At 64.7% G+C, this 26,884-nt stretch carries 25 protein-coding genes; 10 read left to right on the top strand and 15 right to left on the bottom strand.

The window, feature by feature from the left end:
* Positions 1-190 precede the first annotated feature (190 nt).
* The gene (locus tag LJ656_RS18640; protein ID WP_230510853.1) at positions 191-1,282 is read left to right on the top strand and encodes a hypothetical protein; all 1,092 of its coding nucleotides are present in this window, start codon (positions 191-193) and stop codon (positions 1,280-1,282) included.
* Between the two features lie 119 nt (positions 1,283-1,401).
* Here the strand turns inward: LJ656_RS18640 and aroQ are convergent, their stop codons facing one another.
* From aroQ to LJ656_RS18625, 3 genes are all read right to left on the bottom strand, one after another.
* Positions 1,402-1,842, bottom strand: a complete 441-nt coding sequence (gene aroQ / locus LJ656_RS18635) for a type II 3-dehydroquinate dehydratase (RefSeq protein WP_230510852.1) — start codon at positions 1,840-1,842, stop codon at positions 1,402-1,404.
* Between the two features lie 51 nt (positions 1,843-1,893).
* Positions 1,894-2,964, bottom strand: coding sequence for a Gfo/Idh/MocA family protein (locus tag LJ656_RS18630; protein WP_230510851.1), 1,071 nt, complete (start codon positions 2,962-2,964; stop codon positions 1,894-1,896).
* Between the two features lie 120 nt (positions 2,965-3,084).
* A complete protein-coding gene (locus LJ656_RS18625) occupies positions 3,085-4,488 on the bottom strand; it encodes an MFS transporter (RefSeq protein WP_230510850.1) in 1,404 nt (467 codons plus the stop codon).
* A gap of 251 nt (positions 4,489-4,739) precedes the next feature.
* Here LJ656_RS18625 and LJ656_RS18620 point away from each other — a divergent pair, with 251 nt between their 5' ends.
* Positions 4,740-5,696, top strand: coding sequence for a LysR family transcriptional regulator (locus LJ656_RS18620; protein ID WP_230510849.1), 957 nt, complete (start codon positions 4,740-4,742; stop codon positions 5,694-5,696).
* A gap of 28 nt (positions 5,697-5,724) precedes the next feature.
* Here the strand turns inward: LJ656_RS18620 and LJ656_RS18615 are convergent, their stop codons facing one another.
* The 4 genes from LJ656_RS18615 to LJ656_RS18600 all read right to left on the bottom strand — a co-directional run bounded on the left by LJ656_RS18615 (position 5,725) and on the right by LJ656_RS18600 (position 8,971).
* The gene (locus LJ656_RS18615) at positions 5,725-7,071 is read right to left on the bottom strand and encodes an MFS transporter (RefSeq protein ID WP_230510848.1); all 1,347 of its coding nucleotides are present in this window, start codon (positions 7,069-7,071) and stop codon (positions 5,725-5,727) included.
* A 66-nt stretch (positions 7,072-7,137) separates the two neighbouring features.
* Complete coding sequence (locus LJ656_RS18610; RefSeq protein ID WP_230510847.1) at positions 7,138-7,704, bottom strand: isochorismatase family protein; 567 nt, start codon at positions 7,702-7,704, stop codon at positions 7,138-7,140.
* Positions 7,705-7,749: 45 nt separating this feature from the next.
* Entirely contained in the window at positions 7,750-8,202 is a 453-nt protein-coding gene (locus LJ656_RS18605; RefSeq protein WP_230510846.1) for a MarR family winged helix-turn-helix transcriptional regulator, read from the bottom strand.
* Between the two features lie 118 nt (positions 8,203-8,320).
* Entirely contained in the window at positions 8,321-8,971 is a 651-nt protein-coding gene (locus LJ656_RS18600) for a VTT domain-containing protein (RefSeq protein WP_230510845.1), read from the bottom strand.
* A 161-nt stretch (positions 8,972-9,132) separates the two neighbouring features.
* Here LJ656_RS18600 and LJ656_RS18595 point away from each other — a divergent pair, with 161 nt between their 5' ends.
* Entirely contained in the window at positions 9,133-9,660 is a 528-nt protein-coding gene (locus LJ656_RS18595) for a GNAT family N-acetyltransferase (RefSeq protein WP_230510844.1), read from the top strand.
* A 108-nt stretch (positions 9,661-9,768) separates the two neighbouring features.
* On the opposite strand, the gene LJ656_RS18590 is transcribed toward LJ656_RS18595, so the two are convergent.
* Complete coding sequence (locus tag LJ656_RS18590) at positions 9,769-10,827, bottom strand: alkene reductase (protein WP_230510843.1); 1,059 nt, start codon at positions 10,825-10,827, stop codon at positions 9,769-9,771.
* A gap of 85 nt (positions 10,828-10,912) precedes the next feature.
* Complete coding sequence (locus LJ656_RS18585; protein WP_230511092.1) at positions 10,913-11,215, bottom strand: ArsR/SmtB family transcription factor; 303 nt, start codon at positions 11,213-11,215, stop codon at positions 10,913-10,915.
* Positions 11,216-11,592: 377 nt separating this feature from the next.
* Here LJ656_RS18585 and LJ656_RS18580 point away from each other — a divergent pair, with 377 nt between their 5' ends.
* Together LJ656_RS18580 and LJ656_RS18575 are read left to right on the top strand one after the other, a co-directional pair.
* The gene (locus LJ656_RS18580) at positions 11,593-13,050 is read left to right on the top strand and encodes a SidA/IucD/PvdA family monooxygenase (RefSeq protein ID WP_230510842.1); all 1,458 of its coding nucleotides are present in this window, start codon (positions 11,593-11,595) and stop codon (positions 13,048-13,050) included.
* 111 nt (positions 13,051-13,161) lie between these two features.
* The gene (locus LJ656_RS18575) at positions 13,162-14,223 is read left to right on the top strand and encodes an LLM class flavin-dependent oxidoreductase (RefSeq protein ID WP_230510841.1); all 1,062 of its coding nucleotides are present in this window, start codon (positions 13,162-13,164) and stop codon (positions 14,221-14,223) included.
* A 22-nt stretch (positions 14,224-14,245) separates the two neighbouring features.
* Here LJ656_RS18575 and LJ656_RS18570 read toward each other — a convergent pair whose 3' ends face one another.
* From LJ656_RS18570 to LJ656_RS18555, 4 genes are read right to left on the bottom strand one after another with little or no spacing between them, the layout of a single operon-like run.
* The gene (locus LJ656_RS18570; protein ID WP_230510840.1) at positions 14,246-15,487 is read right to left on the bottom strand and encodes an acyl-CoA dehydrogenase family protein; all 1,242 of its coding nucleotides are present in this window, start codon (positions 15,485-15,487) and stop codon (positions 14,246-14,248) included.
* Positions 15,488-15,509: 22 nt separating this feature from the next.
* Positions 15,510-16,514, bottom strand: a complete 1,005-nt coding sequence (locus LJ656_RS18565) for an NrtA/SsuA/CpmA family ABC transporter substrate-binding protein (RefSeq protein ID WP_230510839.1) — start codon at positions 16,512-16,514, stop codon at positions 15,510-15,512.
* 33 nt (positions 16,515-16,547) lie between these two features.
* Positions 16,548-17,297, bottom strand: coding sequence for an ABC transporter ATP-binding protein (locus LJ656_RS18560; RefSeq protein WP_230510838.1), 750 nt, complete (start codon positions 17,295-17,297; stop codon positions 16,548-16,550).
* Positions 17,294-18,133 carry an ABC transporter permease subunit gene (locus tag LJ656_RS18555; protein WP_230510837.1) on the bottom strand — a complete coding sequence of 280 codons (840 nt, stop codon included), beginning with the start codon at positions 18,131-18,133 and terminating at the stop codon, positions 17,294-17,296. The genes LJ656_RS18560 and LJ656_RS18555 overlap by 4 nt, the downstream gene beginning before the upstream one ends.
* A 478-nt stretch (positions 18,134-18,611) precedes the next feature.
* On the opposite strand from LJ656_RS18555, the gene LJ656_RS18550 reads away from it, so the two are divergent.
* The 3 genes from LJ656_RS18550 to LJ656_RS18540 all read left to right on the top strand — a co-directional run bounded on the left by LJ656_RS18550 (position 18,612) and on the right by LJ656_RS18540 (position 22,218).
* The gene (locus LJ656_RS18550) at positions 18,612-20,009 is read left to right on the top strand and encodes an NtaA/DmoA family FMN-dependent monooxygenase (RefSeq protein WP_230510836.1); all 1,398 of its coding nucleotides are present in this window, start codon (positions 18,612-18,614) and stop codon (positions 20,007-20,009) included.
* 245 nt (positions 20,010-20,254) lie between these two features.
* Complete coding sequence (locus tag LJ656_RS18545) at positions 20,255-21,904, top strand: FAD-dependent oxidoreductase (protein ID WP_230510835.1); 1,650 nt, start codon at positions 20,255-20,257, stop codon at positions 21,902-21,904.
* Positions 21,901-22,218: a 4Fe-4S dicluster domain-containing protein gene (locus LJ656_RS18540; protein ID WP_230510834.1), complete on the top strand. Its 318-nt coding sequence runs from the start codon at positions 21,901-21,903 to the stop codon at positions 22,216-22,218. The genes LJ656_RS18545 and LJ656_RS18540 overlap by 4 nt, the downstream gene beginning before the upstream one ends.
* A gap of 107 nt (positions 22,219-22,325) precedes the next feature.
* Here the strand turns inward: LJ656_RS18540 and LJ656_RS18535 are convergent, their stop codons facing one another.
* Positions 22,326-24,335 carry a hypothetical protein gene (locus LJ656_RS18535; RefSeq protein ID WP_230510833.1) on the bottom strand — a complete coding sequence of 670 codons (2,010 nt, stop codon included), beginning with the start codon at positions 24,333-24,335 and terminating at the stop codon, positions 22,326-22,328.
* 353 nt (positions 24,336-24,688) lie between these two features.
* Here LJ656_RS18535 and LJ656_RS34875 point away from each other — a divergent pair, with 353 nt between their 5' ends.
* A complete protein-coding gene (locus LJ656_RS34875; protein WP_268998684.1) occupies positions 24,689-24,811 on the top strand; it encodes a hypothetical protein in 123 nt (40 codons plus the stop codon).
* Positions 24,812-25,068: 257 nt separating this feature from the next.
* Here LJ656_RS34875 and LJ656_RS18530 read toward each other — a convergent pair whose 3' ends face one another.
* Positions 25,069-25,545, bottom strand: coding sequence for a YqhA family protein (locus LJ656_RS18530; RefSeq protein WP_230510832.1), 477 nt, complete (start codon positions 25,543-25,545; stop codon positions 25,069-25,071).
* Between the two features lie 202 nt (positions 25,546-25,747).
* On the opposite strand from LJ656_RS18530, the gene LJ656_RS18525 reads away from it, so the two are divergent.
* Positions 25,748-26,866: a hybrid sensor histidine kinase/response regulator gene (locus tag LJ656_RS18525; protein ID WP_230510831.1), complete on the top strand. Its 1,119-nt coding sequence runs from the start codon at positions 25,748-25,750 to the stop codon at positions 26,864-26,866.
* Positions 26,867-26,884: the final 18 nt, after the last annotated feature.

Genomic DNA, 26,884 nt, shown 5'->3' with positions numbered 1-26,884 from the left:
GAGGATGGAGTTTCGCAGCATAATGCGTCGCGCGTGGCAGCGGGGTAAAGTGACGCTTCCGCTTGTGTTTCCGCGTGCGTTTCTGTGTGCGTTTCCGCTCGTGCTGCCGGTTTTGCGCGGGCCCGGCGCCGGAACGGCGCCGCGCGGGTTCCAACCTCGCGATCGTCGCGATCATTGAAAGAAGATACCTATGTCGTTGCCTCATCAGCCGTCGGCCGCGCCGTCCACGCCCGCCGCGAGTCCCGGTTCCCCGCTGAAACAGGCGGTTTTTCTGCATACCGGCTGGCGCAGCGCGGGCACGTGGGTGTGGTCGCGGCTGCGCGAACTCGAGCGCGCGGCCGGTTTTTACGAGCCGCTCAGCAACGTGCTCGCCGACCTGAATCTCGCCGACGTGGCTGCGTCGCGGCCTACGCTGACCTCCGGCCATCCGCCGCTCGCCGCGCCGTACTTCGACGAATACCGGCCGTTTCTGCGCGACGGCGCGCGCGGCGTGGCCGGCTACGACCGGCGCTTCAGCATCGACCGTTTCACGCGCGAGCCCGATGCGACTTTCCCCGCGTTGCAGCGCTATCTGCGCGCGCTGTGCGAGCACACGGCGGCGCGGCAGCGGGTGCCGGTGTTCAAGTTTTGCCGTACCGGCGGGCGCTTGCCGTGGCTGAAGCGCGCGTTCGCGGATGCGCTGCACGTCGGCGTGTTGCGCAACCCGGCCTCGCAGTTCGCGTCGGGCTGGCAATTGCGGCAGCAGTGGAGCAATGCGTTTTTCGTCGCCGCGCCGTTTCGCGTGCTCGGCCTGAATCAGACCGACCCGCTGGTGCGGGAAGCGCTCGGCGTGTGCGGCGTGCGCTTGCCGCCGCTCGCGCCGACGACCGAGGACGCGTATGCGCTCGGCTGCGAGCAGTACGCGCGCACGGTGGACAGCGACAACGCGTATCGCGCGTTCATTGCGTTGTGGATTCTGTGCGCGTTGCGGATGGGCGAGGGCGTCGATCTGCTGGTCGATATGGACCGGCTCGGCAACTCGCGCGAGTATGCGGCGGGACTGCGCGCTGAGTTCGCTGCACAGTGCGGGCTCACGCCGGAGTTCGGCAGCGCGCGCGATCTGCTGGAAGAAACGCGGCGCGGCGCGGCGCGGATGACCGGCATCGACGGCGGCGCGTTGCGCGCGGTGCATTCGGCCGCGTTGAAATTCCTCAAATCGCAGCCGGGTATCGAGGCGGGTTTCGTCGAAGTCGTGCGGCAGAAGATGGTGCTGGCGAACGAGCTGACCGAAGCGTGGCGCTGAACGCGAGAGCGCCAGCGCGCGAAGCGGTTGAAAGGCGAAGCGGTTGAAAGCGCGCCGCGGGCGCGGCGCGCTTGGCTGTTGCCGCTGTTTGTTGCCGCTGTTGTTACCGCATTATCGAATCAGGCCGCGGCCGCCGACACCGCCGCGCGCAAGCCGAGCAGATAGCTGTCCACCCCGAACCCGCAAATCTGTCCTTTGACGATCTCAGCGAACACCGACTGATGCCGGAACGCCTCGCGCGCGTGAATGTTCGACATATGAATCTCGACGACCGGCACCGTCAGGATCGCCAGCGCGTCGCGAATCCCGTAGCTGTAGTGGGTCCACGCGCCCGCGTTGATCAGCACGCCGGCCGCGTTGTCGGTGAACGCCTGATGGATGCGCTCGCACATTTCGCCTTCGTTATTGGTCTGAAAGCTCTCGACCCGCACGCCGAGTTCGTCGCCGAGCGCGCGCAGGCGGTCGTCGATTTCGGCGAGCGTGATGGTCCCGTATTGCGCGGGATCGCGCTTGCCGAACATGTTGTGGTTGATGCCGTGCAGCATGACGAAGGTTTTCATTGAGTACCCTGGTAAATGGTTCGGAGCTATCGAGATGACGTGCGTCGCCCGCTAGTTTAGCGTCGCCTCGGCCGTTAGCGTCGTATCGACCAGCGTGCCGGTGCGGGCGGCCTCGACGATCGCCTCGGTAATGCGCAGATTGCGCAGACCGTCCTCGGCGCTGACGAGCGGCGGCTCCTCGCCGTGGATCACCCGCACGAAATGTTCGATCTGGCGCTTGAGCGGATCGTCGCGGGTCATGTCGGCGACGCTGACGTCGAACGGTTTCCACCATGAGCGGTCGGCGGCGTTCGCGTAGGTTTTCAGGCGCATCGTCGGCACCGCGAGCGAGCCGAAGGTGCCGGCGATCACGTAGCAGTCTTCGTCCGGGTAGGTCGGATACGCGTGGTTTTCGCGCGCGGTCTGCTCCCAGCTGCGCGCGCTCGCGGCCGTGTCGGACAGCATGAAGCTGCCGAGCGCGCCGCTGGCGAAACGCAGATTGATCGCGACCGTGTCCTCGACCGCGAAGCCGCGCGTCGCGTGCGATGCGATCGCCTGCACGGCGACGATCTCGCCGCACAGCATGCGCAGGTTGTGCACCTCGTGAATCATGTTCAGCAGGATCGGACCGCCGCCCGGCTGGCGCCGCCAGTCGGCGTCGGCGAAGTATTCGTCGGGCTTGAAGAACACCGCGCTGCCCATCACCGCGACCAGCTTGCCGAGCCGGCCTTCGTCGATCAGCTGACGCGCGCGCGCCATGATCGGGCTATGCGCGCGGTGATGGCCGATCAGCAGCGGCACGCCGCTGCGCCGTGCTTCGGCCACCAGCAGTTCGGCTTCGTCGACGCTCGGCGCGATCGGCTTTTCGAGCAGCGTCGGCACCCGCGCCGCGAGGCAGCGCGACGCGTGTTCGACGTGCAGCTGATTCGGCGTCGCGAGGATCACGCCGTCCGGGCGGTCGCGTTCGAGCAGTTCGTCGAGCGTGCGGTACAGCGGCACGCGCGCTTCGTTGGCGATCGCGACGGCCGCCGGCGACGGATCGACGATCGCCGCCAGCGTGCAGGTGTCGCTGCCTTGTGCGACCGCCATATGCGCGCGGCCGATGTAACCGGCGCCGGCCACGGCGATCCGGGTGCTGTTCATGACTCGGTTCCTCGGAAGTCCTGATTGAAATGGCTGGAAGAATGCGCGCTCAACTAGCCGATCAAGAGCGCGGTTAACTTCTCGCTTAACCGCGCGCTTAACCGCGCGCTTGAGTTCGCGTCAGGCGATGGCCTTCTTGCCCTGCGCCATGCTTTCCGCGCGCATCGCCTCGTAGCTGTCCTTGTCCATCGGCACCGCGCCCGGTTCGCCCAGATCGCTGAGCCTGACGCGGAAGTTCTCCCGCGCGCTCCACGCGGAGACCGCGCAGATGATCGTGATCGCGAAGGTGATCGCGCCGATCGTCAGCGGCACGTTGTTCGATCCCGGCGGCGCGACGAATGCGAACAGCGCCGGCAGCAGCGCGGTGATCGTCGTGCCGATGTTCTGGCCGATCGCCATCGCCGAGACGCGCGAACGGGTCGGGAACAGTTCCGGATAGAAGCTCGGGAAAATCGCGTTGTAGCCCTGATAGATGACGCCCCACATCAGGATCGACATCACCAGCGCGAGCGGCACGTTGTGGATGCTGATCGCGTACAGATAGCCGAACGACATCAGCCCGGCGCCGAGCGCGCCGACGACGATCGGCAGACGCCGGCCGATCCGGTCCGACAGATTGCCGACGTAGGGGATTACCAGCACCGCTACGATGTTGCCGATCACCGGAATCCACAGATACAGGCTCTTCGAAAAGCCGATCCCGTAGGCCGGCTGGACCGCGTACGCGGCGCCGAAAATCGTCGCGACGACCGGGATCACGTTCATCAGCGAGCACAGCACGACGCGGATCATGTCGCGCCAGTTGTACTTGAACGCTTCGACGATCGGCGAGCGCGGCACGCCGCCGCTCGAGTCTTCCTTCTCGAACGCCGGGGTTTCCTCGACTTCGCGACGGATGATGAAGCCGGCGATCAGCACCACGGCGCTCAGCAGGAACGGAATGCGCCAGCCCCACGAATTGAACGACGCGTCGTCCATGTAATAGGCGAGCGGCAGGAACACCGCGGCGGCGAGAATCTGGCCGGCCTGCACGCCTTGCAGCGTGAAGCTCGCGTAGTAGCCGCGGCGTCCGAATGGCGCGTGTTCGAGAATCATCGAACTGGCGCCGGAAATTTCGCCGGCCACCGCGAAGCCCTGGATCAGCCGCAGGACCACCAGCAGCACCGGTGCGAGGAAGCCGATCTGGTGGTAGGTCGGCAGCAGGCCGACCGCCATCGTCGAAATCCCCATCAGGAACATGCAGACCAGCAACACGTTCTTGCGGCCGTGGGTGTCGCCCCAGTGGCCGAGCACCAGCGCGCCGATCGGTCGCGCGACGTAGCCGACGCCGTAGGTCGCGAGCGACGCGACGATCGCGATTTTCGGATTACCGGACGGGAAGAACAGTTGCGGGAAGATCAGCGCCGCGGCTTGCGCGTAGATGAAGAAGTCGTAGTACTCGAGCGCCGAGCCGATCCAGCCGCTAGCGGTTGCCTTGCGAGCCTGCGAGCTGTGCCCGCCGGCCAACGATGCATTGGTTTGCATATCGCCTCCTGAATTGAATGTGTTTTTGTCAGCTTCTATGGCTGACTCATTGGCGCGCTTTAAACGAAGGAGCGCAAGCCAGGATTTTCCTCGGCATGGTTGCCGATTGCCTCGTTAGTCGGACGGCTCGAAGCGGCGTGAAACTTGCCGGCGCCGCTACGGGTTAACCATTGTTTGGCTATCCCGAGCATTGCTGAACCCATCCGTTGCCGCTAGGGTAATAGAGTTACAAGCCGACACAATGCGTCCAGATGCAAAATCAGAATGCGCTGACAGCCAACAATGAATCGTTCCTGCGCGATCTGCAGCTGTTCTGCCATATCGCGCGGCGCGGCAGTTTCGTCGCCGCGTCGACCGAGATGGGCTTGTCGCCGTCGCACGTGAGCAAGCGCATCGCGATGCTCGAAGCGGGGCTCGGTGTGAAGCTGTTTCAGCGCACCACCCGGCGCGTGAGCGTGACCAGCGACGGCGAGGCCGCTTTGCAGTGGGCGCAGAAAATCCTCGACGACGTGCAGGGGATGGCCGACGCGTTCGCGGACCGCCGCACCGAGCTGAGCGGGCTGCTGCGGATCAGCACCAGCCTGCGGCTCGGCCGCAAACACGTGTCGCCGATTCTCGCGCTGCTGCGTGAGCGCCATCCGCAGCTCGAAATCTGGCTCGAACTGCTGGACCGGCGCGCGGACGTGGTCGGCGAGAACTTCGATATCGACGTACGGGTCGGCGAAGTGCTGGAGCCGCATCTGATCAAACACCGGATGGTCGAGAGCGCGCGGATTCTGTGCGCGTCGCCCGCCTATCTGGAGCGGCGCGGCGCGCCGGCCGAACTGGCGGATCTGACCGGCCACGACTGCCTGCTGTTTCGCGGCCGCGACGACCGCTTCGGCGTCTGGCGGCTGAGCGGGCCGGACGGCGAGAAGAGCGTGAAGGTGACCGGCACGGTCGCGTCGAACTTGAGCGACATCGTCGTGCAGTGGGCGAAGGACGGTTACGGGATCGTGATGGTGTCGATCTGGGACGTCGCCGAAAGTCTGCGCGCGGGCGAACTGGTGCGGGTGCTGCCCGATTATCAGCAGTCCGCCGACGTGTGGGCGGTGACGGCCGAACGGCTGTCTTCGTCGGCGCGCATCCAGGTGTGCATCGAGTTTCTCCGCGAGCAGTTGACGAGCGGCCCGTATGCGCTGGTCACGCGCGGGGTCGGCGGGTTCTGAGCGAAGCGCGCGCGGCCGCGTGGTTCGCTCACACGCTCGACGCGGTATCTTCTTCCGCTTCGTCCAGCACGCTGCGCTGCACCGTCGTGACGGAATCCGGAACAAGCGCGGCGCTGACCGGGCGTGGGTCGTCGATGCTGTAACGCGGGCGCCAGCCTTCCACGTAGAAACGCAGCTGCCGGTAGCGCATCAGATAGACGAGGCCGACCAGCGCGGCGCCTACGCCCGACGCCGCGCCGACCCCGAGCGCCCAGCGCGGGCCGAAATTGTCGGCGACCCAGCCGACCACCGGCGCGCCGAGCGGGGTGCCGCCGAGCGACAGCGCGAGCAGGATCGCGATCACGCGGCCGCGCATCGCCGGTTCGGTAGTCAGTTGTACGAGGCTGTTGGTCGAGGTCGTGAAGGTCTGCGTCGATACGCCGATCACCACCAGCACGAGGCCGAACAGCAGATAGTTCGGCATCGCCGCGGCCGCCGCGCAGCCGACGCCGAACATCGCGGCGGCGCTGAGCAGCAAGCTCATGTTGGGGCGCGCGCGCCGCGCCGCGAGCAGCGCGCCGGTGACCGAGCCGATCGCCATCGTCGAGCTGAGCACGCCGTACTCGCTCGCGCCCGCATGAAACGCGGTGACCGACATCGTCGAGATGAAGATCGGGAAATTCAGGCCGAACGTGCCGATCAGGAACAGCATCAACAGCGCTGCTTTCAGATCGGGGCGCGTCCATACATATCTGAAGCCTTCGACGAAGCTGCCGCGCGAGCGCACCGCGCGCGGTTTGATATGCAGCTCGTCGAGACGCAGCATGCGCAGCGCGCCGAGTACCGCGACGAACGACAACGCATTGATCAGAAACACCCAGCCGCTGCCGACCGACGCGATCAGCAGACCGGCGACCGCCGGCCCGAGCATGCGCGCGGCGTTGAACGACGTGGAGTTGAGCGCGACCGCGTTGGCCAGATCGCGTTCGCCGACGAGGTCGGATACGAAGGTCTGGCGCGCCGGCGAATCGAACGCGGTCACGCAGCCGAGCAGGCCGGCAAACACGTAGACGTGCCATAGCTGCACGAGTCCGCTGATCGTGAGCAGACCTAACGCGAGCGCCAGCGTGCCCATTGCCGCCTGGGTCGCGAACAGCAGCTTGCGGCGGTCGAAGTGATCGGCCGCGTAGCCGGTGAGCGGCAGCAACAGCATCTGCGGCCCGAATTGCAGCGACATGACGATGCCCACCGCGGTCGCGTTGTGATGCGTGAGGCCGGTCAGCACCAGCCAGTCCTGCGCGGTGCGCTGCATCCACGTGCCGATGTTCGAGACGATCGCGCCGCTCGCCCAGACCCGGTAATTGAAAGTGCGTAGCGAACGGAACGTGGAACTCACAGCGGGATTTTCCTCAGCGCGGGGTGGGCCACAGGCGGGCAGGGCGCCCGCCTCGGTACGCGCTCGTCAGGCGCGGGTTTTTTCGAGCAGGTCGAGCACTTGCTGCACGGTGCCGGTTTCGCCCAGGCGCGGGAAGATGCGCGTGATGCTGTTCACGTGCGCGTCGGCGTTCAGGTCGGTCATCGCGTCGGTCACCAGCGTAACGTTGAAGCCGTGCTCGCTCGCGAAGCGCGCGGTCGACTCGACGCCGATGCTGGTCGCGATGCCGACCAGCACCACTTGCGTGACGCCTTGCTGGTGCAGCCATGCGGCGAGGTCGGTGTTGGTGAACGCGCCCCACGTGCGCTTGGTGACCAGATGGTCCGACGGCTGCTGCTTCAGTTCCGGCACCAACTGCACGAACTCGGCCGGGAACTCGCCGGTGTGCGCGCCCTGATCGGTGCGGCCCGGCGCGCCGGCGGCGACGTTCACCAGCACGACCGGCAGGCCGTGACGGCGGAACGCATCGAGCAGCACGGCCGAACGTTCGACGATTTCGTTGCTCGGATGCGGGGCGGTCGGCAATCCGACGATGCCCCGTTGCAGATCGATGACGACCAGAGCGGTCTTTGCGTCGAGAGTGGTGAGTGCCATGTTGTTACTCCTGCGAGTGGCGACACGCGTGATGCGCATCGCGAGTTACAAATCGACGAGACGTTTCAGTAAATCGACGCCCGTCGCGAGTTGGTGCTGTTCGGTCGAGGTAAAGCGCGTCTGGATGGAGCGATACAGCCAGTCTTCGCGCGCCGCGCGGCTGGCCTTGACCTTCTTGCGAAAAGTGGGAGTCAGCGAGAGAACGGTTTGCCGCCCGTCGTTCGGATCGGGCGCGCCGGTCACGAGACCGGCCGCTTTGAGCACCGCGAGCGTTTCGCCCATCGATTGCGGGCGCATTCCGAGGCTGCGCGCGAGCGCGGTGACCGTGGCCGGCCCTTCGCGTTCCAGCAGATTGAGCACCTGCACCTGCGACGGCGTGAAGTCGCCGACATGCGATTCTTCGCGCAGACGCCGGCGCAGCTTGCCCGCCAGCACGCGCAGATCTTCGGCGAGCGTGTGCAGCGCTTCGGGCGTGACTGGGGGAGGGGGCTTGCTCATGCGGAGGTTGTGCGCAAACTCAGGCTGCGAGGTGATGCGAAGGTTACCTTCGCATCTCGCCGAAGTCAAGTTTGCGAGCGGTCGGCCGGTCGGCCGGCCGGGCGGCGTTGCGGCGGCTTCAGCGCGCGCGCATGCGGCGGCGCTGCAACAGCCGCCATGCGGCGCCGCCGCCGAGCAGGATGCCGCCGAGCACGAAGCCCAGCACCACCAGCGAACTCAGGTGGTCGCGCAGCACCGGCGCGTTGCCGAACAGATAGCCGGCCGCCATCAGCGACACGACCCACAGCGCCGCGCCCGCGCTGACGTACGACACGAAGCGCGAGAAGGTCATCCGCGAAACGCCGGCGGCGAACGGCGCGAACGTGCGCACGACCGCGATGAAAGGCGACAGCAGAAAGGTCAGGCGTCCGCGCGCCTCGCTGAAGTCGTGCGCGCGGCGCAGCGCGTCGCGGTTCAGCCAGTAGTAGTTGCGTGTGTAGACCTTGTCGCCGACCACGTGGCCGAGCGCATAGCCCACGATGCTGCCGCCGATCGTCGCGACGAACAGCGACGGAGCGACGATCCAGATGTTCAACGCACCGGTCGCGGCGAGCGCGCCGCAGATGAAAATCAGCGGATCGCCGGGCAGGAAGAACAGCGGCAGAAACGCGTATTCGACGAACACGACGACGAACAGCAGCAGGTAGATGCCGGTGCCCAATTGCAGGATCAGCGCGCTCAGATGCTGGTCGAGGTGCAGCGCGATCTGCAGAAGGTTCATCAGATTCATCGGGGGATGCGTTCGGGGCGGGTTGAGAGTTTCACGAGTGTAGCCCCGCGCGGCGGTATTCAGTGAGTTCGCGCGGACGCGACGTTTCCGGCGCGCACGCGGATGCTTGTCGAACCGGGGTGAGGGATGTCAAGATCGGGCGATCTCTTCAGGACTGCCCGATGTCTGCCGAACCTGCCGTGAGCTTTCGTTTCGCCGTGCCGCCCGATGCGCACACCATTCGCGCGATCGAATTCGAAGCGGGCTTGCGCTTTGTCGGCGTCGGTATGGCCGGCATTGCCGATGCGCCGCCGATGGCGCTGGAACTCGTCGAACGCAAGATCGACGCGCGCGAGATCATCGTCGCGCTCGATGAAGATGGGCGTTGCGCCGGCTTCGTGATGTTCGAGCCGCAGCCCACCCGCATCTATGTGCAGGAACTCGACGTGCTCACTTCGCACGCGGGCCGGCGCATCGGCGCCGCGTTGCTCGACGAGGTCGCAAGGCTCGCGCGCTCGCGGCAACTGATGCAGCTCGTGTTGTCGACGTATCGCGAGGTGCCGTGGAATGCGCCGTATTACCGGCGGCTCGGCTTTCGCGAGCTGGCGGTCGACGAACTCGACGCGGCACTGCTCGCGCGGCGCGACGCGCATATCGCGCGCGGGCTCGACGAATCGAAGCGGGTCTTCATGCTGCGTGAGCTGGCCTGATTGCGAGGGCAAACCGCGCGCGGGCGGCAAAAAGCACTGCGGGCGTGAGCGCAGCGAACTGCGGTCACGCCCGTCAGGTCAGGCAGTTTCAGGCCCCGGCTGCGCCGATTACACCGCTTCCAGCGCCGGATAATCGGTGTAGCCGACTTCGCCGCGCGCGTAGAACGTCGCCGGATTCGGCTTGTTCAACGGCGCATCTTCAGCGAAGCGGCGCACCAGATCCGGATTCGCGATATACAGCTGACCCCACGCGACCGCATCCGCTTCACCGGCGTCGAGCACCTGTTGCGCGCTTTCCTTGGTGAACTTCTCGTTCGCGATGTACGGGCCGCCGAATGCTTTTTTCAGCTGCGGGCCGAGGCGGTCGTCGCCGAGCGCTTCACGCGCCGCGATGAACGCGATCTTGCGCTTGCCGAGTTCGCGAGCGACATAGCCGAACGTTTCGGCCGGATTCGAATCGCCCATCGTGTGCGCGTCGCGGCGCGGCGCGAGGTGCACGCCGACGCGGTTGGCGCCCCACACGCCGATGCACGCGTCGGTGATTTCGAGCAGCAGGCGCGCGCGGTTTTCGATCGGGCCGCCGTATGCATCGGTGCGCTTGTTGGTGCTGTCCTGCAGGAACTGGTCGAGCAGATAGCCGTTCGCGCCGTGAATTTCGACACCGTCGAAGCCTGCGGCCTTCGCGTTTTCCGCGCCCTTGCGGAACGCTTCGACGACGCCGGCGATTTCATCGAGTTCGAGCGCGCGCGGCGTCACGAATGGACGCTCCGGACGCACGAGGCTCACGTGACCGCCGGCCGCGATCGCGCTCGGCGCGACCGGCAGATCGCCGTTCAGGAACACCGGATCGGAAATGCGGCCGACGTGCCACAGTTGCAGGAAGATCAGGCCGCCCGCGTCGTGCACGGCTTTCGTGACGAGCTTCCAGCCTTCGACCTGCTCCTGCGACCAGATGCCCGGCGTTTCCGCGTAGCCGACGCCCTGCGGCGTGACCGAGGTTGCTTCGCTGAGGATCAGGCCGGCGCTTGCGCGTTCGGCGTAGTAGCTTGCCATCAGTGCGTTCGGCACGCGGATTTCTTCAGCGCGCTGACGCGTGAGCGGCGCCATGATGATGCGGTTCGGCAGTGTGAGATCGCCAATTTGCAGCGGATCGAAAAGAGTCGGCATGAGAGTTCACCTTTGGCGGCGGGCCGGGCCCGGGGCCTCAAAAAGACTGCGTGAAAAAGGAAGCGCGGCGATGCGAATGCGGCGCTCAGAGCTGCGTGTTCATGTATTCGAGGAACGCCTGAATCACGGGCTCGTTGCGCTTGAAAAACACCCATTGGCCGACCCGTTTCGACGTGACCAGCCCCGCGCGCTGTAGCGCGGCGAGGTGCGCGGACACGGTGGACTGCGACAGGCCACAGCGCGCGTCGATCTTGCCCGCGCATACGCCGTGGTCGAGCGGGAGTTCCTGGTCGGCGAAATGCCGCTGCGGCTCGCGCAGCCAGCCGAGAATCTCGCGGCGTACCGGGTTGGCCAGCGCTTTGTGGATCGCGTCGAAATCGGGCGTCATGTGGATGGTTTCAAGGTGATTCGACAACCGGCGCGCGGCACGCCGGGGCATGCGCGCGCTTGCATCGCTACGGGACGAATCATATATCGGAATTTGACGATATGTGTGAAGGCACTACTGCCAATGGGGGTGATAGGTGTCGACATACAAAAAAGTCCGCGACCACGGGGGAATCGACCGCGATTTCATCTGAAGTGGCGAGCACCCGTCCATGCGAGCCGTAAATATTGAATCCTGATAAACATTCCATTTGCACATGAAGTGATGCTGCCCGGCGAAAAAGGAAAGTCCGATTCATTGTTTGGCGGGATGCAGGACCTGGCCAATACTCGAAGCTTGCGCGCCTCTTCTGTGCGCGCCCTTCGCAGGACGTCCTCATGAGTGAACCCACGCTGCACGACCGCCACGCACACGAAACGCTGCGTCTCATCGGTCCCGATCCGGACGACTGGGTCGTCAGTCGCGCAGGCATCGATCACAATGTCGTCGTCGTGGGCGGTGGCCAGAGCGGCACCGCGTTCGCGTTCGGCTTGCGGCGCGCGGGTATCGGGAAGGTCAGCGTAATAGACGGCGCCGCCGCCGCGCCGCTCGCGGGCGTCTGGACCACGCGCGCGCGCATGCAGCGGCTGCGCACGCCCAAAACGCTGGCGGGGCCGGAAGCAGGCTTGCCCGCGCTGGGCTTCCAGGCGTGGTACGAAGCGCGCCACGGCGAGGCCGCCTACGCCGCGTTCGATCGCATCGGCCGCGAGGAGTGGGCCGACTATCTCGCGTGGTATCGCCAGTTCCTGGGCATTGCGGTTCGATACGGCACGACGCTCACGCGCATTGAGCCTGTCGGCACGCACTTCAGGCTGCATCTGCTCGTTCGCGATGGCGAAGCCGTCGAGCAACGCGTGGAAACAGCGCGCAAGGTCGTTCTCGCGAACGGGGTGGCGGGCAACGGCAAGCCGAATCTCATCGCGCCGCTGGCGTCACTGCCGCGCACGCACTTCGCGCATACGTCCGACGCCATCGACTTCGCCGCTTTGCGCGGACGCACAGTCGCGGTCGTGGGCGGCGCTGCCTCGGCTTTCGACGCGGCGGCTACGGCGCTCGAAGCGGGCGCCGCCGAGGTGCATCTGTTCGTACGGCGCGCGTTGCTGCCGAGCCTGCCGGTCACGCGCGCCCGCGCGTACCCGGGGGCGTACGACAACTATCCCGCGCTGCCCGACGCGCTGCGCTGGCGTCAGGCGCTACGCTTTCGCCGCGCAGGCTCGACGCCGCCCGCCGACGCGGTGTCGCGTGTGACGCGCTTCCCGAATTTTCATCTGCATCTGGACGCAGCGTGGCAACGCGCGCAGGTCGAAGGCGCGCGCGTGCAGGCGCGTGTGAACGACGCGACGTTTGCATTCGATTTCGTGATTGCGGGGACGGGCTATGGCGTCGATCTTCACGCACGGCCCGAGCTTGCCGATCTCGCCGCGCACGTGCGGCTCTGGCGAGATCACTACACGCCCGCCGCGCACGAGCAGGACGATGCGCTGGGCGCGCATCCGTACCTGGGCGCGGCGCTCGAGTACCTCGAGAAGACGCCTGGCTCGGCGCCGTTTTTGCGCAACGTTCACGTCTACAATCCGGCCGCGTTCGTTAGCCGCGGGCTGCCGGTCGGCGACGTGCCCAGCATGAAGCGTGACATTCCCGCGGTGATCCGGCGCATCAGCGAGGACTTGTTCATCGAGGATCTGGACGCGCACGAGGCGCGCATGAGTGGCCCGGTGCCCGCCGATTTCGAACCGTCGTTCTATGCGGACAGTGTGTACCGCGAGGCCCGCGCGGAGCCGGTGGATTTCCGCTAGGGGCTGCGTAGGCTATATGCGTTTTCGCGGGTTCGATAGCAGGAGATATTGGATTTAACGCGGCGCGTGTGGCGTTAGCATGGGCGTCCCTTCTTTTTACCTCTTCATGCAATGTCCCGTTCTTTCCCACGCTTTGGCATCTGGGCGCTCGTGCATGGAAGCCGCGCGGCGCTGCAGGACCCCGCTGAGCCCTACGACGCATCGTGGGCCCGCAACAAGGCGCTCGTGCTCGAAGCCGAACGCCTCGGTTTCGATTCCGTGCTCGTCGCGCAGCATACGGTCAATCCGCACGACCCCGCGCTCGATCAGCTGGAAGCGTGGACGGCCTCGGCCGCTTTGGCGGCGCTTACGTCACGTATCGAGATCATCGCCGCCATCAAGCCGTTTCTCTACCATCCGGTCGTGCTCGCGAAGATGGCGCAGCAGATCGAGCACATCAGCGGTGGACGCTTTGCGATCAACCTCGTGAACGCATGGAACCGGCCGGAACTGGAACGCGCGGGCATTGCATTTCCGGAACACGACGACCGCTACGCCTATGGCCGCGAATGGATCACGGTGGTCGATGCGCTGCTGCGCGGTCAGAACGTGAACCATCACGGCGAGCGCTTCCAGATCGACGATTACCGGCTGCTGCCCGCCGATCCGTTCCGCGCGCGTCCGCGCATTTATGTGGGCGGCGAATCGGAGCCGGCGCGCGAGCTGGTGGCCGCGCACGGCGACGTCTGGTTCATCAACGGCCAGCCGCTCGACGACGTCGCGGGCCTGATCGCCGACGTGTCGGCACGTGCCCGGCCCGACGGACACGATGCCTTGCGCTTCGGACTTTCCGCTTTCGTGATTGCGCGCGAGACTCAGGCGCAGGCTGAGGCGCACCTCGATTATCTGTTCACGCTGGCGGAGCGCGACAAGCCGCTGCGCGAGCGCCAGAAGGCCAACATCGATCCGAACGTCGAGATGTTCAAGACGTTCGCACGCTCGGCGCGCGTCGGCTCCAATGGGGGCACGGCAGCGGGACTCGTGGGCGACTACGACACGGTTGCGCGGCGCATCGCCCAATTCCACCGTGCGGGGATCGAACTCTTCATGCTGCAGTTCCAGCCCTTCGAGGAAGACATGCGCCGCTTTGCGCAGGAGATCGTGCCGCGCGTGCGCCGCGAACTGGCGGCATGAAACAACGGGCACGCGGCCTGCATCAGAAGAACGCACCCGTTGGCGGCAGCTGCCCGGTCAGCAGGTTCTGACCGAGCAGGCGCTCCTTGTAAAGGCGCGGGTTGTGCGAGGCGATCACCTTGATGTTGCGCCAATGGCGGTCGAGCGCGGCCGCGTTCGACACCACCGAGCCCGAGCCCAGATCGATGAGCCAGCTCGCGACTTGCGGCGCGAGATCGTCGATCACGACTTTGGCTTCCGAGGCGGCGAGCGTCGCGGCGAGGGTGTTTGCATACTCGTCGCGCGTGCCTCGGCTCTCTGAAGCGCGTTGCAACGCCTGCACGGCGCGCTCGGCGCTAGCCTCGATGCTCGCGGCGTAGGCGCGAATGCGTCCCAGCAACGCCTGTAGCGCCGGTTCGTCAGCGGGCCGTGCCGCGTCGCCATGGTAGAAGTTGCGCTGCCGCGTGCGCAGCACTTCCACCGCATCCAGAACCACGCGCCGCACGATGCCGGCAATGCAGTTGGTGAGGTAGACCTGATGGAAGGTGAAGCTCCACGGCGCGGCTTCGGGCGCTTTCGGCGGGTCTGGCGGATAGACATGCTCGGCCTTTACGGCTACGTCGCGAAATCTCGCGGTGCCGGAGCCCGTCAGGCGCTGGCCGAAACCTTGCCAGTCGTCTTCGGTGCCGACGCCGTCGCCACGTTCGAGCACGTATTGCACGGTGCTGTTCGCACGGCTCTCGACGGCTTGCCCGACAAATGCATCGTTGTAGAGATTGCCTGTCGCGTAGACCTTGTCGCCCGAGCCCACGTAGACCTGCTTGCGCTCGTCCCATTCCAGCCGGCTCAGCACGCGGCTCGGCCTCGCGCCCGCCGCCGTTGCATCGCTTTCTACGAAGCTCAGGCCGATCGTCTTGCGTTGGCGCACGAGGTCGAGCACGTGTGCGTGGAAAGGATGCTCGCGCCGTTCGAGGGCGGCCTCCACTTGCCAGAAGTGATTGCGAAAGGCATGGGCGATATTCGAATCGGCCGCGGCGACGTCGCGCGCCACGGCGAAAAGCTCGCTCAACGACACGCCGTGGCCGCCGTCATCGGTGGACAGGCGCAATGCGCCGAAGCCCTGTGCCTTCAGTGCGGCGATCTCTTCGTGCGGCAAGCGCTGCTCGCGCTCGCGCAGCGACGCTGTCGCTGCGATTTCGGCCAGGGTTTCGGAGAACCCGAGCGACGCCGACAACGGCGAGACGAGCGCAATGCCGCCGGACGGTGGAGTGTGGGTTTCAGACATACGCTTTCCTGTTCATCGCGCGTCATACCTTGACGCTGTAATCGGCGACCTTGATGGGCGCGCTGATGATCTTGCGTTGCGCGAGCCAGTCCGCCGCGCGTTGCAGTTGCGCCATGAAGGCCGCATCGTCCGGCTCGTGGAACTGGTTCACGCGCTTCAGGCTTGCCAGATAGTCGCGCACCTGATCCGGATACTTCGCCTCTCTTTGCACGAGCGCTTCCGATTCGGCAGGGTGCTGCGACTGCCAGGCGCCTTCCACGTAATACGCATCGAGCACGGCGCGCACCAGCTCCGAGTTTTCCTCGGTGAACTTGCGGCGCGTCACGAGCGAGCTATAGTCGATGAGGAAGTCGAGATCGCGCCCCTCGTTGAAAATGTCCCTGGCGTCGTTCGCATGGCGCGAGATATCGACGGCGGGCGACCACATCGACCACGCGTCGACTTTTCCTTGCGCAAACGCCGGTGCGGCATCGGGCGGATTCAGATAGACGAACTCGACCTTGCTGCGGTCGACGCGGTGCTTTTCCAGCGCGGCGATGAGCAGGAATTCGCCCAGCCCCGAGCGGTTCACCGCGACCCTGCGGCCGGCGAGGTCGGCCACCGAATTGATGCCGCTCGTCTTCTTCACGATGATGGCGGTGGAGCGCGGCGAATACACGTCGAAGCCGGTGAAGACGATGGGCGAACCCGCGAGCATGGCGGCGAGCGCGGGTGTCGTCGATCCCCAGAAGCCGAAATCGGCGCTGCCGCCGACCACCGCCTGGATCGACGGAGCATGGTTCGGAAACGGCCCGATCCATTCGACCTTGATGTTCTTCGCCGCGAGCGTTTTCTCGAATACACCACGTTGTTTGGCGATGTCGGGCAGCGCGCCGTAGCCCCAGCCAATGCGCACGGTGTCGGTGTTGCGCGTGAGCTTGCCTGGCTGCGCTGCGCGCGCGGGAAGGAGATGCGCGGCAGCGGCGCCGGCCAGCAGGCCGCCCGCCGCCCGCAGAAGCTGGCGCCGAGTCAGTGAGGCGTCGATCATTCGTGATCCTTGGTTTCGTGCGGAGGCGGCGGCTCAGTGAGACTGAACGCCGAGTTCCTCGAGTAGCGTGAGCCGCAATGTCTGCGGCGCGTGGTCTTTGGGTTGAAACGATGCGGCGATGCGCCCCGCGCGCATGACGAGAATCCGGTCGGCGAGCGCGAGCGCCTCGTCGACGTCATGCGTCACGAGGAGTACGCCCGGTGCGTGGCGTGCGACCAGTTCCTTGACGAGTCCGTGCATCTTGATGCGCGTGAGCGCGTCGAGCGCAGCGAACGGTTCGTCGAGCAACAGCAGCGCGGGGTCGCGCGCGAGCGCGCGCGCCAGGGCGACACGCTGCGCCTGGCCGCCGGAAAGGTTGCGCGGCCAGTCCTGCTCGCGACCCGCGAGGCCGACTTCCGCCAGCGCGCGCAACGCGCCGGCGCGGCCGATGCTCGACTCGTGGCCGAGCGCGACGTTCTCCCACAACGTGGCCCAAGGCAGCAGACGATGCTCCTGAAACACCACGGAAGGGCGCTCGGGTGCGCGAATCTGCCCGGCATCCGGCGTGTCGAGGCCAGCGAGTGCGCGCAGCAGCGTGGTCTTGCCGCAGCCGCTTTCGCCGAGCAGCGCGACGAATTCGCCCTTACGGATATCGAGGTCGAGTGCATCGATCACGACGCGCGCGCCATAACGGCGTTGGAGCCCGCGCACCGACACGGCCAACGGCGAGGTGACGGTTTCGGCTTCGCTTTCGCGGCGACTGACGGTGTTCGCGTGGCGCGGCAACGTGGCGGTGGCGCTCATTGCTTCTCTCCCTTCGCGTAGTTGGCGTGCCACGACAGGAAGCGTGCTTCGAGCGAACGCACAAGCGAGTCGGCGGCAACGCCGATGATCGCGTAAATAATCATGGTCAGCAGGATGACGTTGGTCTGCAGGAATTCGCGGGCATCCATGGCGAGAAAACCGATGCCTTTGGTCGTCGCGAGCGTTTCGGCGATCACGAGTGCGAGCCACGCGTGCGCAAGCGCATAACGCACGCCTGTGAGGATTGCGGGCATCGCGCCGGGCAGAATGATCCGGCGCACGACTGCCGGCCATTTCATCCCGATCACCTTGGCGAGTTCCTTCAGCTTCGGATCGATCTGCCGAATGCCGAGCATCGTGTTGATGTAGATGGGAAAGAGCACTGCGAGCGCGACGAGGAAAAACTTCGCGACTTCACCCACGCCGAACCACACGATGACGAGCGGCAGCATCGCGAGAAAGGGGATCGCGCGCACCATCTGGATCGGCCGGTCGATGAGCGCCTGGGCGAGCGGGGAAAAGCCGACCAGTACGCCAAGCGCGAGCCCGATTGCGCCGCCGGTCACAAAACCCGCGATAGCGCGCAGCAGCGAGACGCCGAGGTGAACGAACAGGTCGCCGTTGCGGGCAAGATTCCACGCCGTAACGGCGACGCTGCTTGGCGCGGGAAGCACCTGTGGCGTGATCCATTGCGCGCGCGCGGCGATTTCCCAAAGCACGACAATGAGCACGGGCACGGCCCACGAGACCCAGTAGTAAAAGCGCTCCGTCGAAAGCCGCGAACCCGCGCGCGACGACGCAATATGGCGGGTCGAAGAAGTGGTTACGTCAGCCATGGGGTTTCCCTGGTCATCGGTGCCGGGGGCATTGGGAAACCGACATAAGCGCGGACATAAGCGCGGACATAAGCGCGGACATAAGCGCGGACATAAGCGCGGACATAAGCGCGGACATAAGCGCGGACATAAGCGCGGCGCATGAAATGTTCCCTGGATAATGCGTACGAAGAGCAGACACGATACGGAGCGCATGCCTATAAGGCAAACGCATTGTTCTTCTATGGAAATATGCAGATTGCAAATACGAAGCGGCGCGAACGGATTCGTGATGCACTTGGGCGTGGCGCAAACCGTTACCCCGTTCAACCCATTATCTCTACAGGCATCCAGACCGCGTAGCGCATCACACTGCCTGATCCGCCAGCGCGTAACGGCTAACGGGGTACGAACGGTCAAACAATAAAGCGGAATATGGAAAGCCGAAAATATTGGTTCGGTCGGCATGAGGTGATTGCACACTATGTCCGATTGCCGTGTGACCGACATCGGTGTCGTCACGCTGGCGCAAAACATCAATCGGTTGAATCGACAGGACGACATCATGAGCGGGGTGCGTAGACGGCTGAAGACGTTGGTAGGCGCGGCGAGCGTGCTGTATGCGAGCGGCGACACCGACGCGGCATACGGCATACGCCGTGCGGCTGCGCTTGCACGCAAGGCGGAAGCGCACAAGGTCACGGGCCTCTTTACGGCCGACCTGTTGCACGCGGATGCAGCCGGTCTTTCCGGCATCACCGGCAGCCAGGAACCGATCGTCGCGCTCGCGGCGTTGAGCCAGGCCACGGAGCGGATCGGCCTCGTCGCGACGGTCTCGACGACCTACCACCATCCCTACAACATCGCGCGGCTGATCGGCACGCTCGATCACGTGAGCGGTGGCCGCGCGGCGTGGAATGCCGTAACGTCATCGGTGGGCGAAGAAAATTTCGGCGACGGCGCGCTCCCCGCCCCCGAGCGACGCTATGCGCGCGCCACCGAATTCGTCGAGGTGGTACAGGCGCTGTTCGATGCGAACCATCCTGCGGCGACGCGGCGTTCGGCAAGCGGCGGCGTCGCTGTCGACCCGGCCAGGCTGGGCGCGATCCACTATCGCGGCAGCCACTTTCAGGTGGAAGGACCGCTTAACGTTGCGCCACCGCCGCAGCGTATTCCAGTCCAGTTCCAGGCAGGTCAGTCGGCGAACGGCGTCACCCTTGGTGCGCGGTACGCCGAAGTGGTGTACACGTCGCAGCCGACGCTTGACGATGCCCGCGCGTTCGTCACCGAACTGCGCCGCCAGGCGATCGGCTTCGGGCGCGCGAACCGGCTGCCGTTCGTGATGAACTCATTTCATTCGTTGATCGGCGAATCTGATGCGGATGTCGCACGACGGCTGCGCGAGAAGCACGAGCGCATCGACTATGAGCAGGGACGGCTCAAGCTCGCCGACATGCTGGGCGGGGGCATCGACCTGGGCGATCTGCCGCTCGACCAGCCGCTGCCGGAATCGCTGCTGCCAACGGTCGACAGCGTCCACCGGCGGCGCGGGCGCGTGGCGATCTTCCTGGCTTATGCGCGGCAGCGGCTCAGCTTGCGTGAGCTGATCATCCGCGCGCAGGAGACCGGGCACTGGTTCGTCTCCGGGACGCCCGAACAGCTCGCTGACGCGATCGAGGAGCGCTACCGGGCCGGCCTCGTCGACGTACTCTCGCTGCACGGCCTGGGCCAGCCAGACCAGGAGGACCTGTTGCTCGACGGACTGCTGCCGGAGTTGCGCCGCCGCAAACTGATCGATGCCGACTATGTGGGCGAGGACTTTCGCTCGAATCTGGAATTACCGGCGCTGCAAGCATGGTCCGGCGGCAACACCCTGCGCGCGGCGAACGGAGGCTAAGCAGGCACTTCGTCATTCCTCGTTGTGCCAAGCATCGGAATTTCTGTATAGCCCGGCCTGTTCCTTTTTTTGTCATTCGGCGAGGGAAACGCTACGGCACTGGAAGATGCGCATCGTCACGCTGGTATTGCTGGGGCTGGCGTTCAATCAGGCCGTTGTAGTAGCCGAGCGGCGTCTGACGGCGTGGAAGGGCGAAGGCTGATGAGCTGTTTTCTAATGATGTTCTTCAGGACACGGACATACGGATGAGCGAAACAGCGGCAAGCAGAGGTCTCGAGCGCGTGGCGGCAGCCGACGCGCAGACATGGCATGACGCAGACGTGCTGGTGATAGGCGGCGGACCGGCCGGGACATGGGCGGCCATTAGCGCGGCAGCGAAGGGCGCGAAGGTCATTCTCGCGGACAAGGGCTTTTGCGGGACCTCGGGCGCCACCGCGCCGTCGGGGACGGGCGTCTGGCACGTCGCGCCGGAAGAAGCCGAGCGCTCGCGCGCCAAGGCGAGCCGCTATGCGCTCGGCGGCGAACTGGCCGAGCACGCGTGGATGGACCGCGTACTCGAACAGACGTGGATCAACAGCGAGCAACTCGCGCAATGGGGCTATCCGTTTCCCATCGATGAAACCGGCATCGAGCGGCGCAATTCGCTGCAAGGGCCGGAGTACATGCGGCTGATGCGCAAGCACGTCAAGCAGGCGGGCGTGCGCATTCTCGATCACAGTCCGGCGCTCGAACTGCTCGTCGACGAGCATGGCGTCGTCGCGGGCGCGGCGGGCGTGGACCGTCAATCGGATGAGACATGGATCGTGAAGGCGGGCAGCGTGGTCATCGCGACAGGCGGCTGTGCGTTCCTGAGCAATGCGCTCGGTTGTAACGTGCTGACGGGCGACGGCCAGTTGATGGCTGCGGAAGCGGGGGCGTCACTTTCAGGGATGGAATTTTCGAATGCCTACGGACTGGGTCCCGCGTTCGCTTCGGTCACGAAATCGTTGTTTTACAACTGGGCCACATTCTATGACCGTGAAGGCTCGGTGATCGAAGGGACGGGCTCGTCGCGCGGCCGTGGTGTGATCGCGAAGACGCTGGAGACGCAGCCCGTCTATGCATGCCTCGATCGCGCCGACGAAGCGATTCGCACATGGATGCGCAGCGCGCAGCCGAACTTCTTTCTGCCCTTCGACCGGCGCGGCATCGATCCCTTCACGCAGCACTTTCCCATCACGTTGAGGCTGGAAGGGACGGTGCGCGGTACCGGCGGTCTGCATCTGGTCGACGAGACGTGCGCGACGTCAGTGGAAGGCCTGTACGCAGCAGGCGATGCAGCCACCCGCGAACTGATCTGCGGCGGCTTCACGGGCGGCGGCAGCCACAATGCGGCGTGGGCAATGTCGTCGGGGTTCTGGGCAGGCGCGGGTGCCGCCGATCATGCGCGTTCGTCACGACGCACGCGAAGCACACGCACGCTGCTTCACGCTGGCCGTGTCGCGTTGCGCAATGGCGGGGGCGTAGCATCCTTCGATAGCGAGGCTGTGATCCGGGCAGTACAGCAGGAAGTATTTCCGACCCAACGCAACTGGACCCGAAGCAGTGATCTGCTCGACGATTCGCTGAGCCGTCTCGACGCGCTCTGGCTGCGTTTGCGTCACGCGGGCGCACCGCGCGATATACGGCAGGGCGTGCGCGCACGCGAAGCGGCTGCGATGCTCGCCACATCGCGCTGGATGTACCGCAGCGCATTACAGCGCAATGAAACGCGCGGCATGCATCGGCGGCATGAATATGCTGCGACCGATCCTGGTCAACGTCACCGGCTGTTGAGCGGCGGCCTTGATGAAGTGTGGGTCGAACGTGTCAAGGTGAAAGGAGACGTGGCACAGGTCGAAGGAGTGGCGGCATGATCGAGATCGTCGATACGTCGCGCTGCACCGGCTGCAACATCTGCGTGCGCGCCTGCCCGACCAATGTGTTCGATGCCGTGCCCGAAGGCGTGCCAGAGATCGCGCGGCAGCAAGACTGTCAAACCTGCTTCATGTGCGAACTCTATTGCCCGGAAGATGCACTGTTCGTCGCGCCTGAGACCGCACAAAACCTGGACCTCGCCGTCGACGCCGCATTGATGGGCAGCTATCGCCGCGCAGTCGGCTGGGGACGCGACAGGCGTTCGACCGCCAGCGACGACGCCAGCTTTGAACTGCTCAGCCGCGCGCATTGATAACTTTGTTGCCCCACCAGGATCTCCGGCGTTGGACGAAAACAGGCGGTTCAGTCACGTGGCGCCGACTCCACCGGCGCCACGACCTCAAGCCCTCTACCCGACGGCTAGATATCGATGAACGAATAACCGAACGGATCGCTGACGGCAGCCGGTGTGCCGGCCACGATTGCTGTGCGGTCTTCGTGGTGCCAGCCCGTCTGGAAGTTAAACCACAGCGCGTGAACGTGGCCGTCGGCCGAACGGAACAGGTTGTGTTGCTCCACCAGCCCTGTCGCGCTATTGACGAACGCGTATCCAAACGGATCCCCCACGGCGGCGGGCGCCCCTGCGGCCATGGCAGTGCGGTCTTCGTGGTGCCATCCGGTTGCGAAATTGAACCACAACGCGTGAATGTGACCGTCGGCGGTACGGAACAGGTTGTGCTGCTCCGTGACACCGGTCACTTCGTCGACGAGCGTGTACGCCCGTGGATTGCCGACCGAGGCAGGCGTGCCGGCCACCATGGCCGTGCGGTCTTCGTGATGCCACCCGCTCGCGAAGTTGAACCACAATGCATGGATGTGGCCGTCGGCCGTACGGAACAGATTGTGTTGTTCGACGACGCCTTCCTTGCTGTTCACGAAAGCGTAGCCGAACGGGTCTCCGACGGCAGCAGGCGTGCCTGCGACGATGGCAGTGCGGTCTTCGTGATGCCAGCCGGTCGCAAAATTGAACCACAGCGCGTGGATATGTCCGTCTGCCGTGCGGAACAGGTTGTGCTGCTCAGCGAGCCCGGTGGGAGGATTCACCAGGGTGTAACCGAAGGGATCTCCTATTGCCTTTGGTGTGCCCGCAACGATCGCGGTCCGGTCTTCGTGGTGCCAGCCACTCGCGAAGTTGAACCACAACGCGTGAATGTGGCCATCGGCGGATCGGAAGAGGTTGTGCTGCTCCGCTATCCCTGTCGGGTTGTTGACGAACGCATAGCCGAATGGATTGCCGGCGGCGGCTGGAGTGCCCGCTACGAGCATGGTGCGGTCCTCCTGATGCCAGCCGCTTGCAAAATTGAACCACAGCGCGTGGATATGTCCGTCAGCAGATCTGAAGAGGTTGTGCTGTTCGAGCAGACCTGTTGGATGGTTGACAAATGCATAGCCGAAAGGCCCGCCGACGGCTGCGGGGGTGCCGGGAACGATCGCGCTGCGGTCTTCCTGATGCCACCCGCTCTGGAAGTTGAACCACAGCGCATGGATGTGGCCATCGGCGGAGCGGAAAAGGTTGTGCTGCTCTGTGACGGGTCCAGCGGCGGCGGGCGCGATCACGCAAGCTGACTGTGCATTCGACCATTCTGTCTGTACGAGGAAATTGCCCAGTCGTACGCTCTGACGATTGCAGATGTCACCTATCTCGTCGCCGGGACCGGTCACAGGATCCCACCATGCATTGAGTTGCGGATCAGTTACAGCCTCTGCGAACTCGTGGCTGGCGACTTCGGTCAGCGTGTCGATGAAGTTACCGGGGAAGACACAGCCCGAACAGTTAACGAAGGGGATGACTGCGTAGTACATCCCTCCAACATGGTCGTGATAGCCGCAGTAGCCGCCCGCTCTGCAGGAGCCCGTACCGAAGCTCAATGAGGTAACGTTCGGCGGGAGAAACACGAAATAGAGCGTGTTGGCCGTCGTCGCCGGAGCGGTGCCAGCGGCGATCCAGCCTTGCAACGCGGTCTGGATCTGCGCGTCTGTGACCTGTCGGCCCGCCGGAGTGACCGTGCCCGGTTCGCTTGCGCTGACGTGTATAGAAGTCAACCGCGTCCCGTGCCCAATGGTGGTGGTCGGTGTGCTGTACTCCTTCAGCAGATCCATATAGGAACTGGTAACAATAAAATCGAAGAACGAGTCGAGTTGAGTCGCCAGGGCAGCGTTGGTGCCCGTGGCCCACGCCGCCCCCCAATAGATCGGAATCACTTCGACAGACCCGATGACCGGGCCCCCGTGATTCACCAACTTTGGAACGGGTGCGCCGGGAATGGGCGACACGCCGCGCGGCACGAAGTCGCCCGTCGGAACAATGCGCCGTGGACCGGTCACGATCGGAAAGGTGTCGTCTTTGATGGCAGCCACAAGGTCATCCATGATATTTCCCTCTATATGTCGGAAAAGATTCCAAAACCGAGGCGGGCAGCGCGAAGAACATGAGATCGTGTGTGACACCACGCACATCTGTACTGCTAACGACTTAATCGAAGGCTCGTTTCTTGTGTGGCGATGCAGTTCCGGAACGACGAACCGATACGGTCCGATACCCGCTCTCGAGAGAAAATCGACCTGCGCTACGCCTGATTCTTATATCCCCTTATTTCCTGTTTCCTGGCAACTGTCCACATAGAGGCACGCCGTTGCTTGATTGCCCGCGAAGGATAGACGAACGGCGTGCGCCAGTTTGAAAGCATGGCAAAGGGCCGTAACCCTGCCCCAGGAGCGAACTGATGCGAATGGCAGGAACGATGTCGCATAGCTTCGCCATTTCCGTCGCGGTGTCGACGGTTGACGGCCGGGCGACGAAGGAAATGACCTGCGCGCTCGCGGGCGATCTCCAGGCAATCGAGTGACCGTTCGTGAAGTGAAGCTGGCGGGTTTCACAGGAGGTCGAATGAATGGAGGGAGTAAGCCCGGTGTCCGGAACTGGTCGGTCACGACCTTTAGAATCGCGAACTTTTTCCGGGAGCGGAAAATGTCGTGGTTTATCTATGAAGTGCCTGAATACAACGAACATGGGGCGCGCATCGAGCCCTTCAGTGACCCAGCGCCGTGTCCGCGAGGTGAAGGTCGCGGGGAGCGGCGAACGCGGCTTTCGTTTTTCAGGCCGTCACTTCTTTGAATTGATTTTCATTAGAAAGAACGTGAGAGCGGCGATGACGAGCGACAAGGTGGCGCCGAACGGGGCGATTTCACGCGTGCCATCCCATGCGACGGCCTCGCGCAGGAACAGCACCGCGAGGACGGCAATCACCACGCTAACCAGATTGCCTTTCAGATCCTCGAGGTCGGCGACTTTCAGCCATTTGGGTAATAGCGCCGGTGTGTCGTCGATGAATAGCGAGTAGAGACCGATACTGGTGATATAGACAGCGACCGCGATCAGAAACACATCCACGGCCTCGACGATACCGACCGCCAGTATTTTTACCGACTTGGCGGAAAAGGAACCGTTCGCGATCATGTGGATCGTACTGGAACCCAATGCGATCAACTCGAAGATCGTCAGCGTGATGAAGCACAGGAAAGTCCCGAGGATAGGGATGAGCATGATGTAACGGCTCAAAACCAGAACGCGACGCAACATCAAGGCTCCTCCAGTAGTTAATCTGTCATGCGCCACCACCGGCGCATCATATCAACACTTCCAGCCACGGACGGCCCCCCGCGCGGGACGACGTTCTTGAAACGGTAGCCGAGGCTTTGTATATGATCGACGTAGCGCCCCGTCATTGCGGTCCTTATCGGGGCCCCTATTGCGGCCCTTATCGCCATCCGCGGGAAATGCCATGAGCGACACCACGCAGCCGCCGTTTTCGGTTCTGTTCGTCGACGACGAGGAGATCTCCCGCAATCACTTCGCGCGCGCGATCCGCGCCGACTACCGTGTGCACGTCGCGCAAGGCGCCGACGAGGCGATCGACGTGCTGGCCCGTCACGGCGCCGAAATCGCGGTGCTGGTGACCGATTTCCGGATGCCCGGCCGCGACGGCGACGATCTGCTGCGCCAGGTCGCGCACGAGTATCCGCAGATCGTGCGCATCCTCGTGACCGCGTATGCGGACAAGGACATGCTGCTGCAAACGGTCAATACCGGCGACGTATTCCGTATCCTCGAAAAGCCGCTGCGTGCCGACAAGGTGCGCGAAGCGCTGCAACTGGCGATCGCCCGTTATGCGGAGCGCGAGACCCGCCAGCAACGACTGCTCGCGATGAGCGAAACGCTCGGCTTTCTGGCCCACGAACTGAACACGCCGCTCGCGGCGATCTCGCTGTTTGCGCGCTCGGTCGAGAACGACGTCGCCGCCGACTACGATCCCGAACGGCAGAAGGACATCGGCGCGGCCGCGCGCGCGATGCTGAACAACGCGCAGTTCTGCCTGACGCTGCTGTCGTCGTTCTGGGCGACCGTGCACAAGAGCGGCGGCCAGCAATCGGTCGCGGAGGCGGGCGGTCGCGAAGTGCGGGCGACGCGGCTGATCGCGTCGCTGCTCGATACCTATCCGTTCGCCGGCGCGCAGCGCGACTGGATCGAGGTCGACGTGCAGGGCGATTTCGTCGTGCGCACGATGCCCAATTGCGTCGCGCTCGTGCTGTCGTCGCTGCTGTCGAATGCGCTGCGCGCGCTCGCCGACGTCGACGCGCCGTCGTTGCGGCTCGAGGTGGTGGACGGCTCGGAGCCCGAAATCCGCATGCGCGACAACGGCGGCGGCATCGCGCCGGAAATCCGCGCGCGGCTGTTGCAGGACCCTGTCACCACGCACGCGGGCAACGGCGGTCACGGCATGGGAATGATCTTCTGCAACCGGATCATGCAGTCGTTCGGCGGCCGGCTCGGCATCGAATCGACGCCCGGTGAGGGCACCACCGTGACGATGAGCTTTCCCGGGCCGAGAAATCGCCTGTAGCGTCGCTCAATCGCTCAA

Source organism: Paraburkholderia sejongensis, assembly GCF_020880815.1.
Lineage (GTDB): Bacteria > Pseudomonadota > Gammaproteobacteria > Burkholderiales > Burkholderiaceae > Paraburkholderia > Paraburkholderia sejongensis.
The sequence above is the reverse complement of the archived record's forward strand: the minus strand, read 5'-3'. Positions and strand labels throughout refer to the sequence as shown.

Coding starts and splice junctions, on each gene's coding strand:
- LJ656_RS18545 (WP_230510835.1), top strand. CDS start 20,255: ATGAGCGAAACAGCGGCAAGCAGAGGTCTCGAGCGCGTGGCGGCAGCC.
- LJ656_RS18555 (WP_230510837.1), bottom strand. CDS start 18,133: ATGGCTGACGTAACCACTTCTTCGACCCGCCATATTGCGTCGTCGCGC.
- LJ656_RS18640 (WP_230510853.1), top strand. CDS start 191: ATGTCGTTGCCTCATCAGCCGTCGGCCGCGCCGTCCACGCCCGCCGCG.
- LJ656_RS18610 (WP_230510847.1), bottom strand. CDS start 7,704: ATGGCACTCACCACTCTCGACGCAAAGACCGCTCTGGTCGTCATCGAT.
- LJ656_RS18590 (WP_230510843.1), bottom strand. CDS start 10,827: ATGCCGACTCTTTTCGATCCGCTGCAAATTGGCGATCTCACACTGCCG.
- LJ656_RS18625 (WP_230510850.1), bottom strand. CDS start 4,488: ATGCAAACCAATGCATCGTTGGCCGGCGGGCACAGCTCGCAGGCTCGC.
- LJ656_RS18600 (WP_230510845.1), bottom strand. CDS start 8,971: ATGAATCTGATGAACCTTCTGCAGATCGCGCTGCACCTCGACCAGCAT.
- LJ656_RS18540 (WP_230510834.1), top strand. CDS start 21,901: ATGATCGAGATCGTCGATACGTCGCGCTGCACCGGCTGCAACATCTGC.
- LJ656_RS18605 (WP_230510846.1), bottom strand. CDS start 8,202: ATGAGCAAGCCCCCTCCCCCAGTCACGCCCGAAGCGCTGCACACGCTC.
- LJ656_RS18575 (WP_230510841.1), top strand. CDS start 13,162: ATGTCCCGTTCTTTCCCACGCTTTGGCATCTGGGCGCTCGTGCATGGA.
- LJ656_RS18525 (WP_230510831.1), top strand. CDS start 25,748: ATGAGCGACACCACGCAGCCGCCGTTTTCGGTTCTGTTCGTCGACGAC.
- LJ656_RS18565 (WP_230510839.1), bottom strand. CDS start 16,514: ATGATCGACGCCTCACTGACTCGGCGCCAGCTTCTGCGGGCGGCGGGC.
- LJ656_RS18570 (WP_230510840.1), bottom strand. CDS start 15,487: ATGTCTGAAACCCACACTCCACCGTCCGGCGGCATTGCGCTCGTCTCG.
- LJ656_RS18595 (WP_230510844.1), top strand. CDS start 9,133: ATGTCTGCCGAACCTGCCGTGAGCTTTCGTTTCGCCGTGCCGCCCGAT.
- LJ656_RS18580 (WP_230510842.1), top strand. CDS start 11,593: ATGAGTGAACCCACGCTGCACGACCGCCACGCACACGAAACGCTGCGT.
- LJ656_RS18530 (WP_230510832.1), bottom strand. CDS start 25,545: ATGTTGCGTCGCGTTCTGGTTTTGAGCCGTTACATCATGCTCATCCCT.
- LJ656_RS18620 (WP_230510849.1), top strand. CDS start 4,740: ATGCAAAATCAGAATGCGCTGACAGCCAACAATGAATCGTTCCTGCGC.
- LJ656_RS18535 (WP_230510833.1), bottom strand. CDS start 24,335: ATGGATGACCTTGTGGCTGCCATCAAAGACGACACCTTTCCGATCGTG.
- LJ656_RS18560 (WP_230510838.1), bottom strand. CDS start 17,297: ATGAGCGCCACCGCCACGTTGCCGCGCCACGCGAACACCGTCAGTCGC.
- aroQ (WP_230510852.1), bottom strand. CDS start 1,842: ATGAAAACCTTCGTCATGCTGCACGGCATCAACCACAACATGTTCGGC.
- LJ656_RS18585 (WP_230511092.1), bottom strand. CDS start 11,215: ATGACGCCCGATTTCGACGCGATCCACAAAGCGCTGGCCAACCCGGTA.
- LJ656_RS34875 (WP_268998684.1), top strand. CDS start 24,689: ATGCGAATGGCAGGAACGATGTCGCATAGCTTCGCCATTTCCGTCGCG.
- LJ656_RS18630 (WP_230510851.1), bottom strand. CDS start 2,964: ATGAACAGCACCCGGATCGCCGTGGCCGGCGCCGGTTACATCGGCCGC.